The 6,491-nt window shown below is 73.9% G+C and carries 6 protein-coding genes and 1 pseudogene; 5 read left to right on the top strand and 2 right to left on the bottom strand.

The features are described from left to right. From ACRDTB_RS18845 to ACRDTB_RS18835, 3 genes and pseudogenes are all read left to right on the top strand, one after another. Window positions 1-231, top strand: a pseudogene (locus ACRDTB_RS18845) (hypothetical protein); the annotation flags it as partial. Window positions 232-310: 79 nt separating this feature from the next. Continuing rightward, entirely contained in the window at window positions 311-1,123 is an 813-nt protein-coding gene (locus ACRDTB_RS18840; protein ID WP_431431979.1) for an ESX secretion-associated protein EspG, read from the top strand. Beyond that, window positions 1,120-1,497 carry a sterol carrier family protein gene (locus ACRDTB_RS18835; RefSeq protein ID WP_431431987.1) on the top strand — a complete coding sequence of 126 codons (378 nt, stop codon included), beginning with the start codon at window positions 1,120-1,122 and terminating at the stop codon, window positions 1,495-1,497. Before ACRDTB_RS18840 ends, ACRDTB_RS18835 begins: the two co-directional genes overlap by 4 nt. Window positions 1,498-1,785: 288 nt before the next feature. Here the strand turns inward: ACRDTB_RS18835 and ACRDTB_RS18830 are convergent, their stop codons facing one another. Both ACRDTB_RS18830 and ACRDTB_RS18825 read right to left on the bottom strand, forming a co-directional pair. Further along, window positions 1,786-3,744, bottom strand: coding sequence for an alpha/beta hydrolase (locus ACRDTB_RS18830; RefSeq protein ID WP_431431976.1), 1,959 nt, complete (start codon window positions 3,742-3,744; stop codon window positions 1,786-1,788). Further along, window positions 3,741-4,055, bottom strand: a complete 315-nt coding sequence (locus ACRDTB_RS18825) for a hypothetical protein (RefSeq protein WP_431431974.1) — start codon at window positions 4,053-4,055, stop codon at window positions 3,741-3,743. Before ACRDTB_RS18825 ends, ACRDTB_RS18830 begins: the two co-directional genes overlap by 4 nt. A gap of 79 nt (window positions 4,056-4,134) precedes the next feature. Here ACRDTB_RS18825 and ACRDTB_RS18820 point away from each other — a divergent pair, with 79 nt between their 5' ends. Beyond that, window positions 4,135-4,893, top strand: a complete 759-nt coding sequence (locus ACRDTB_RS18820) for a maleylpyruvate isomerase N-terminal domain-containing protein (RefSeq protein ID WP_431431972.1) — start codon at window positions 4,135-4,137, stop codon at window positions 4,891-4,893. 85 nt (window positions 4,894-4,978) lie between these two features. After that, a complete protein-coding gene (purF, locus tag ACRDTB_RS18815) occupies window positions 4,979-6,490 on the top strand; it encodes an amidophosphoribosyltransferase (protein ID WP_431431971.1) in 1,512 nt (503 codons plus the stop codon). Window position 6,491: the final 1 nt, after the last annotated feature.

Below are 6,491 nucleotides of genomic sequence, written 5' to 3'. Positions count from 1 at the left end.
GGTGCGGCGGGTGCGGCCAACAGCCGTGGCGGTGCGGTCGGTGGCCGGGCCGCGGCCGGCGCGGGTGGTCGCGGGGTCGTCGGTCCGATGGGCGCCGGTGGCCGGCGCGGCGACGGTGAGGACGACGAGGAGCGCTACGCGCCGGACTACCTGCTCGAGACCGAGGACGTCTTCGGTGACGACCGCCGGGTCGTGCCGCCGGTGATCGGTGGGGCGACTCCGCAGGAGTAGACAACAGCTGACGCAGTCGGGGCGGGGTGTCGCGCAAGCGGCGCCCCGCCCCGGTTTCTCTCTGAGTAAGGTTGGCTCTGTGACCAGCGCGTTCTCGATCGGTGAGCGGGAGACCGAGCCGATCACCCTGTCCGCTCTCGAGTTCGACGTCCTGTGGGAGCACCTGCGGCTCGGCCAGCTGCCGCTCGTGGTGAAGGTGCCCTCGCCCGGCAAGACCTTCGAGGAGCGCGCGCGGCTCGAGCAGCGGGCGTGGACGGACCTCGAGGGGCGCGGCCTGGGGCGGCCGGTGGAGGTACACCCGGACCTCGAGGACATGTTGCCGGTGCTGGCGAAGCCGGACCGCGAGGTGGACGTGCGGGCCTATGCGGGCCGCGACTTGCGGGTGCTGGCTGCGGCGGCCGGCGAGCAGGCGGCGGTGGCCGAGCTGAGCGGCGGGCAGGTGACGCTGCGCCGGGCGTCGGCGACGGCTCTGGCCGGGGTGGCGTTGTCGGCGCTGCCCGCGTCGGCGCCGGGCCCGGGCCGGTCGGTCACGTTGCGCACCGAGGACTTCGAGGCGGCGGCCCACGGCGCGGAGGGCGTGCGCGAGGGCTTCCAGAAGGCGTTGCTGGCACGTGGAATCCGCGCGGACGACGCGGAGACGCTGACCGAGATGATCAAGGACGTGACCGGTACCGGCAACTTCGGCGCGGCCGCCCGCGACAAGTTCGGCCGCCGGCGGCGAGCCGAGCGCGTGGTGTCTTTCTTCGACACCGAGGACGGGCGGTACGTGCAGATCCGCCGCTCGGCGCAGGACGGCACCCCGTGGACGACGATCTCGCCGGCCGACACGCGCAACCTGACCCACCACATCGAGGAACTGCTCGACGAGGTCGTCCGCGAGGTCGCGTCCTGAGCACGAAACCCGTTGACCCGCACGAACTTCGCGAGGCCGTGCTCGCGGTCAACCCGTGGCTGGCCGGCGAGGCTCCGCGGCCGCCCCGCCCGACCGTGGCGGCCGCGGTCCGGCTGAGCCTGCGCACGCTCGCCCAGGAGGCGCCCGGCCGCAGTGTCGAGGTGCGGGTGCCGCCATTCGCGGCCGTGCAGTGCGTCGAGGGGCCGCGGCACACCCGTGGCACACCCCCGAACGTGGTCGAGACCGATCCCCGAACCTGGCTGGAACTGGCCACGGGCACCCTGACCTGGCCCGACGCGGTGGCGGCGGGCAAGATCACCGCCTCCGGAAACCGGGCCGACCTCTCCCCGCTCCTGCCGCTGGTCCGCCTCTGACCCGAATGCTCACCACCAGCGGAAACGCCGGTTGTCCACAATGCTCGCCGCTGTCCACAGGCAAGCTCGACAACCCCTTCTCGTCGGTGTGAGCCGGTAGGCTGGCACGTGAGGGTGGCCCCCGGGACAGGGTGGGGCTTTCGGTAGCCGGGTTCTGCACGCGCGTGCGCGCGGGGGAGCTTTTGTTTGTGGTGGGACGGGTTGTCCACGGGGGACGGGTGTTCTGGGCTCGGGTTGTCGGGGTGGGGCCGTAGGCTGGGTGTCGGGGGGCCGGAGGCCATGCCGGGGTCAGAACAGGCGGCCCAAGGTGTTGTCGTACAAGGACTTTCCGGCCTCCACCAGGTCCCGACCGCCCTCGACGACGTCGCCGATCGTGCCCACGACGACGTCGCCCGCGTCGTTCAGCAGCTCGCCGCCCGTATCGCGGAGCTCGTCCCACGCCCCGTCCCAGTCGCCGTGCAGGGCGTCGCCCGCGGCGTTCCACAGGCCGCCGCCCACGTCCTCGGCGATGTCCACGGCCTCCTTGCCGAGGTTCGCCGCCGCGTCGATCGCCGGGCCGACCACCGGGAGGTCCGAGCCCGGCAGCGACGGCGGCAGCGGCGAGTCCTGCCAGCGCGGTTCGGTGACCGCGTCGTAGTTGCCCGTCGCGATGTTGCCCAGGTTGCGCAGCGACTCCGAACCGTCCTGGTAATACGTGCTGTGCGCGCCGAACAGGTTCTCCTCGGTCGCCGCCTCGAACTGGTTGGCGCCGAAGGACTCCTCGTACGGCGTGGTCGACGAGCCGTCCTCGGTGAACCAGTCGCCGCTCGTGCCCGCGACGATCGGATCGTGCTCGGTCGCGCCGGCCCACACGTGGCCCGCGCCCGCCGACAGCTGGTCCACCGACGACGCTCCCACGCCCGGCGAGCCGAGGAACGCCAGATCGTCCGCGGCCAGGCCGTTCATCCCGCCGTACCCGACCACCGTGCTGCCGTAGCTGTGCCCCAGCGCCGTCACGTGCGGGTCGTGCCCCGCCGCCTCGGCCGCCGCACGGTAACCGTCCACATCGGACACCAGGAGGGCGCCGCCCTCCTTCGCGTCGTCCGTCGAGGCCACGCTCAGGTCCCACGACGGCGCGTCGTAACCGAGCCACGCCACCGTCGCGTTCCGCTCGCCGGGCGCCGCGGCGTCCATCTCCTCCCGCAGCTCCGCGGCATGCTCGTTCGGAAACCCGTTCTCCAGCGTGGTCCCGACCCCGGGCACGGCGATCGCGACGTTGTCCGCCACGTCCGGGTTGCCGAACGCCACCGCCAGCGTGCCCTCCTGCCGTCCCGGCCCGACCGGGTCGTACGAGAGCACGTACACCTCGTCCGGGGTCCGGGCCGCCGCCTCGGCCACCCGCTGCTCCGCCGCGACCGCGTTGTCCAGCTGCCGGTGCACGTCCTGCCGCTGGTCCAGCAGGTCCGCCAGCCGCGGATCGGCACGCAGCGCGCCCTCGTCCGACGGGTCCAGGCCGACCTCGCTCGCCCGCTGCGTGATCTGCCCGTCCAGCGCCGAGGCGGACGCACCGAGCCGCTCCTGGTCCGCGTCGATCCGCCGCCGGTTCGCGTCGTCGAGCACCCCGGCCGGCAGCCCGCGCAACCGGCCCAGCGCGTCGAACCGGGTGGCCAGCAGCTGGTCGCGCTCCGCCCGCGACAGGCCCTGCCACCACGCCGCCACGGCCCGCGGGTCCGACCCGGGCGGCGGCACGGTCGCGCCCGACGGGGACGCCGTCCGCTGCCACGTGGCGTCCGACCCGGCGACCTCGGCGAACGCCGGCCGCAGACCGGTGAGCGAACCCGCATAGGCCCGCAGCGTCCGCTCGTAGCCGTCGCGCACGGTCGTCAGCGCCTGGTTGACCCGATCCGCGAGCGCCGCGGTCGCCGCGCCGTCCAGGCCCGCGGGCCGGGAGCGCCACGCCGAGATCGCGTTGTCGGCCGCCGCGCGCATGGTCTGGTACGCCCCGGCGGCCGCCTCGAGCACCTTCGCGGCCTGGTCGAGCCGCGCGTGCGCGGTCGACGTCGCGGTGCCGGACAGCGAGGATCGCGCCGCGAACGCGTCCGCCGCCGCGCCCTGCCAGCCGGCGGTCGCCGTCGAACCGCCGCCGTCCAGCGACGATCGCGCGTGGGTCAGCGCCGACATCGCCGCGGTCACCGGCTCGGCCGCCGCGCGGATCCGGCCCGTGTCGCCGCTGGCCAGCTGCCCGTAGAGCGTCTCCGGGTCGATCACGAGCCGGCCGCCGTCACGCTCGAGGCGGCGTTCTCGTCCCGCCGCTCGTAGTCCTCGGCGCCGGCCACCAGCCCGTCGGCCGCGTCGCCGACCCAGCTCGCGCCGTGCCGCAGGTCGTCGCCGTGCGCACCGACGAAGGCGGCGAACGCCCTGGCCAGCTCGTCCGCCGCGGGCACCTCGCCGAGCGCCGCCGCCACCAGCTGCGCCGACGACAGCCGTGCCGCCGCGTCCCCGACCGCGTCCGAGCCGGCGTAGACGTCGCGCGACGCGCCGCGCAGCGTCGCGGGGTCCACCTGATATCCGTCGGCCACGGCGACCTCCAATACTGAGGGCGCACTGAAATTACCCAACAAGGCGGCTGCGTAGGGTGTTTCCGCGCGCACTGTGTGCATGTGCGCACGAATCGGCCGGGAGGCAGGCATGCCGGTGTGGACTCCGCCGCGGTGGCTCGACGTGTTCACCGAGCAGGCGGCGATGTTCCGGGAAGCCGCGGGCCGCGCCGACCCGCGCGCCGACGTGCCGTCCTGCCCCGGGTGGACCTTCACCGAGCTGACCGTCCACGTCGGCCGGTTCCTCGCCCAGGTCAGCCGCTACCTCACCAGCGGCAGCGTGGTCCAGCTGCGCCCCCGCCCGGCCCGGCCGCCGGCCGAGCCGCTCGCCTACCTCGACGTGGAGCTCGCCGCCGCGAGGGAGGTGCTCGCCGCGACCCCGGGCAACCGTCCGGTGTGGACGTTCTCACCCGCGGCGCCGGACCTCGCCTGGGTCTGGCACCGGCGCGCCGCGCACGAGCTGAACCTGCGCCGCTGGGACGCCCAGGCCGCGCTGCGCACACTCGCGCCGACCGACCGTGACCAGGCCGCGGACGCGCTCGACGAGCTGCTCGGCACGCTGCTCGCCGCCCGGCTGCGCACCGATTCGCCGCCGACCGTCGCGGGCACGGCGGTGGTGTCCTGTACGGACGGTCCACAACGCTGGTTCGTCCGGCTCGCGCCCGGGGAGGCCCCGCTGGTGCGCCAGGCCGCGCGCGACGAGCCGGCCGACGCTCGGCTGGACGGTCACCCCGCGAACCTGCTCTACCAGCTGTGGAGCCGGATGCAACTCACCGGTACGGGTGAGCGCGACGTCCTGCACGCACTGAGAATGAGCTGACCGCCACTCCGGCGCGTCGCGCTGTCCTGGCCGGCGGCGACCTACACTGGTGGCATCTGACGCCGTCCGCAGGGGAGCAACCTCGGTGGTCACCGACCAGAGCAACGCGCCGGAACCCGAGCCCCGCGAGGAGTGCGGCGTGTTCGGGGTGTGGGCCAAGGGCGAGGAGGTCGCCAAGCTCACCTACTTCGGCCTCTACGCGCTGCAGCACCGTGGGCAGGAGGCAGCCGGCATCTCGGTGTCCGACGGCCGGCAGATCGTCGTGTTCAAGGATCTGGGCCTGGTCAGCCAGGTGTTCGACGAGCAGACGCTGTCCTCGTTGCGCGGGTACATCGCGGTCGGACACTGCCGCTACTCCACCACCGGCTCGACCACGTGGGAGAACGCCCAGCCGACGTTCCGCAACACGGCCGTCGGCGGCGGCTTGTCCTTGGGCCACAACGGAAATCTCGTGAACACCGCCGAGCTGCTCGACCGGGCGCGCGCGGCCGGGATCCGCACCAACAACGGCGCCACCACCGACTCCGACCTGCTCTGCGGGCTGCTCGCGGCCGAGGCCGCCGACCGCGGCATCGAGCAGGCCGCGCTCGACCTGCTGCCGGGCGTGCGCGGCGCGTTCTGCCTGGTGTTCGCGGACGAGACCACGCTGTACGCCGCGCGCGACGCGCACGGCGTGCGGCCGCTCGTGCTCGGCCGCCTCGAGCGTGGCTGGGTGGTCGCGAGCGAGACCGCCGCGCTGGACATCGTCGGCGCGTCGTTCGTGCGCGAGGTCGAGCCCGGCGAGCTGCTCGCCATCGACCAGAACGGGCTGCGTTCGGCGCGGTTCGCGAACCCCGAGCCGAAGGGCTGCCTGTTCGAGTACGTCTACCTGGCCCGCCCGGACACCACGATCGGCGGCCGCTCGGTGCACGCCACCCGCGTGGAGATCGGCCGCCGGCTCGCGGTCGAGTCGCCCGCCGACGCCGACCTCGTGATCCCGGTGCCGGAGTCCGGCACGCCCGCGGCGATCGGCTACGCGCAGGGCTCGGACATCCCCTACGGCTCGGGCCTGGTGAAGAACGCCTACGTCGGGCGCACGTTCATCCAGCCCTCGCAGACGATCCGCCAGCTCGGCATCCGGCTCAAGCTCAACCCGCTCAAGGACGTCATCCGCGGCAAGCGGCTGGTCGTGGTCGACGACTCGATCGTGCGCGGCAACACCCAGCGCGCGCTCGTCCGCATGCTGCGCGAGTCCGGCGCCGTCGAGGTCCACGTGCGGATCGCGTCGCCGCCGGTGCGCTGGCCGTGCTTCTACGGCATCGACTTCGCCTCCCGGGCCGAGCTCATCGCGAACGGCATGGAGCTCGACGACATCCGCCGCTCGATCGGCGCCGACTCGCTCGGCTACGTGTCGCTCGAGGGCCTCATCGCGGCCAGCGAGCAGCCGCGTAGCCGCCTGTGCATGGCGTGCTTCGACGGCAAGTACCCGATCGCGCTGCCGGACGAGGCGCTGATCGGCAAGCACCTCCTGGAGGGGTTGGAGAAGGGGGTCGCGGGCTCCGCCGCTCCCGTCGTGCCCGCCGGATATGGTGCCGAGGACGCACTCCAGCGACCCTGAA

The sequence above is a fragment of the Actinophytocola sp. genome (assembly GCF_050699935.1).
Classification (GTDB): domain Bacteria; phylum Actinomycetota; class Actinomycetes; order Mycobacteriales; family Pseudonocardiaceae; genus Actinophytocola.
Note: the sequence above shows the minus strand (reverse complement) of the source record. Positions and strands in the feature narration are given on the sequence as shown.

Bases quoted from the DNA above. Each gene is read 5' to 3' on its own strand.
- ACRDTB_RS18820 (WP_431431972.1), top strand. From the start codon at position 4,135: ATGTGCGCACGAATCGGCCGGGAGGCAGGCATGCCGGTGTGGACTCCG.